At 62.3% G+C, this 2,522-nt stretch carries 2 protein-coding genes; both read right to left on the bottom strand.

Features of this window, described 5'->3' with window-relative positions:
* Window positions 1-135 precede the first annotated feature (135 nt).
* Complete coding sequence (istB, locus tag FY036_RS00135) at window positions 136-906, bottom strand: IS21-like element helper ATPase IstB (protein WP_069708664.1); 771 nt, start codon at window positions 904-906, stop codon at window positions 136-138.
* Window positions 903-2,399 carry an IS21 family transposase gene (gene istA, locus FY036_RS00130; protein WP_069708665.1) on the bottom strand — a complete coding sequence of 499 codons (1,497 nt, stop codon included), beginning with the start codon at window positions 2,397-2,399 and terminating at the stop codon, window positions 903-905. The genes istB and istA overlap by 4 nt, the downstream gene beginning before the upstream one ends.
* Window positions 2,400-2,522: the final 123 nt, after the last annotated feature.

Genomic DNA, 2,522 nt, shown 5'->3' with positions numbered 1-2,522 from the left:
TGTCAACGGCGGAGCAAAACCAGGCCGTTGGGCGGCGCAAAAGTAGGCCACTTGGCGCCGCAAGCGGGGAACGGCGGGAGGGCGTAGCCCGACTAGAGTTTCCCGCTTGCGGCGTCGGCTATTTTCGTGAGGGCTTCAGCCTGCCTTTCGGGCGCGGCTTTGGGCGAGACGGTAGCTTTCGCCGTTCATCTCGAGGATGTTGACGTGGTGGGTGATGCGATCGAGCAGTGCGCCGGTCAGACGCTCGGAGCCCAACGTCTCCGTCCATTCATCGAAAGGCAGATTGCTGGTGATCAGCGTCGCGCCGCGTTCGTAACGCTGCGAGATCAGCTCGAACAGCAGTTCCGCCCCGGTCTTGGAGAGCGGCACGAAGCCCAGCTCGTCGATGATGAGGAGCTTGTAGGTAGCCATCTGCTTCTGGAAGCGCAGAAGACGCCGTTCGTCGCGAGCCTCCATCATCTCGCTGACGAGAGCGGCGGCCGTGATAAAGCCGACTGCCAAGCCCTTCTGGCAGGCGGCCAGACCGAGACCGAGGGCGACATGAGTTTTGCCCGTGCCACTGGGGCCGAGCGCGATGACGTTCTCGCGGCGCTCGATCCATTCACAGCGCGCCAATTCCAATACCTGCATCTTGTTGAGCTTCGGAATGGCGGTGAAGTCGAAGCTGTCGAGGCTTTTGACGACCGGGAACTTCGCCGCCTTGATACGGCGTTCGACCTTGCGGCGGTCCCGCTCGATCATCTCCCGCTCGGCAAGACGAGCAAGGTATCCGACATGGTCCACGCCTTCGGACGCGCATAGCCGGGCCAGCTTCTGGTGCTCGCGCTGGAAGGTCGGCAGCTTGAGGGTCTTGAGGTAATGGGAAAGCAAAATCGCAGGGGGATTGTCAGGCGCTTCGGCGCTCATGCCGCTTCTCCTGCATCCGATGACAGGAGGCGCATGTATGCCTTCGCCGACGTCGTCTCGACCGTCGCCCTTGGCAGGTAAGGATAGATGGACAGGTCCAGCCGTGGCGGCCGGCGCTCCACCCGACACAGGAGAAGATGCTTGACGGCGTCGAAGCTGATCGCGCCGAGTTGGAGGGCCTGCTTCACCGCCCCGTGCAGATCGACGAGATCGAAGCTTTCCAGCAAACGCAGCACCTGCACATACTCACGGCGGCCCTGCTTGGCCATACGTGCTTCCATCAGGCGGCGCAGCGTGGCGAACTCTTCGGGCAATTCCCATCCCTGAAGAGGGGCGGCCTGATCCAATGCATTGATCTTCTGCTCGATCAGCGGCAGGTAATGGATGGGATCAAAGACGACGTCTTCCCGTTCCCAGCTCCGGGGATGACGAGCAATGATCTCGCCGCGGCAGCCGATCACCACCTCGTCGACATAACCCCGGACCCAGACTTGCCTGTGGCCATAGGCGACCGGAACAGAGTAGTCGTTGGTCTTGTAGCGGACCAGGGATTGCGCCGTCACTCTGGCGCTGGCCTGGTCACAGGCATCGAACGGCGAAGCCGGCAATGCGCGCATGGCGGCGAGATCGCGCTGCAGCCGCTCTCCGATCGTCTCGCTCTCGCCGCGCAGCCTGTCGTGCTGGCGCTTGCGGCACTGCTCTTCCAGCCAGGTGTTGAACACATCCCATGTCGTGAACCGTGGGATCGGAACCATGAAGTTGCGACGAGCATAGCCAACGAGGCCCTCGACATTCCCCTTGTCGTTGCCCTTGCCGGGGCGACCGTAGCGATCCCGGATCAGGTAGTGGGACAGGAAGCCGCTGAACAGCGCCGCTCGCTTGCGCGTGCCGTCGGGCAAGATCTTGACCACCAGGCAACGATCATTGTCGTAGACGATCGATTGCGGCACGGCCCCGAAGAAGGCGAACGCATGGATGTGGCCATCGACCCACGCCTCAGCCACCGCAGCGGGATAGGCTCGCACATAGCAGGCGTCGCTATGCGGCAGGTCGAGCACAAAGAAACGGGCTTTCTGCTCGACACCGCCGATCACCACCATCGCCTCGCCGAAGTCCGCCTGTGCATGGCCGGGCGGATGCGACAGCGGCACGAACATCTCCTGGCAGCGCTGCTCTCGCTCGCGCATGTAATCCTTGATGATCGTGTAGCCGCCGGTGAACCCGCATTCGGCACGCAGCCGGTCGAACACTCGCTTGGCCGTATGGCGCTGCTTGCGCGGAACCGTCAGGTCCTCATCCAGCCAATGATCGATGGTCGAAACAAATGCATCCAGCTTCGGACGTCGGATCGGTGACCGGCGCTGATAGCCGGGAGGAGTCGAATACGACAGCATCTTGGCAACGCTGTCGCGCGATATGTTGAAATGCTTCGCTGCCTGACGCCGGCTCATCCCTTCCGAGACGGCCAGGCGAACCTTCAGATAAAGTTCCACGGTGTAGATCCCCTGTCCCTCCTGCGTTCAATGCAGAAGGGAAATAGGTGGCCGGATTTTACTCCGCCCGCGGCCGGACTATCCCGCCGCTACCGTGGCCGGTTTTTGCACCGCCGCTCTCAG

Source organism: Neoaquamicrobium microcysteis, assembly GCF_008180155.1.
GTDB classification, from domain to species: Bacteria; Pseudomonadota; Alphaproteobacteria; order Rhizobiales; family Rhizobiaceae; genus Aerobium; species Aerobium microcysteis.
Note: the sequence above shows the minus strand (reverse complement) of the source record. Positions and strands in the feature narration are given on the sequence as shown.

Bases quoted from the DNA above. Each gene is read 5' to 3' on its own strand.
- istB (WP_069708664.1), bottom strand. From the start codon at position 906: ATGAGCGCCGAAGCGCCTGACAATCCCCCTGCGATTTTGCTTTCCCAT.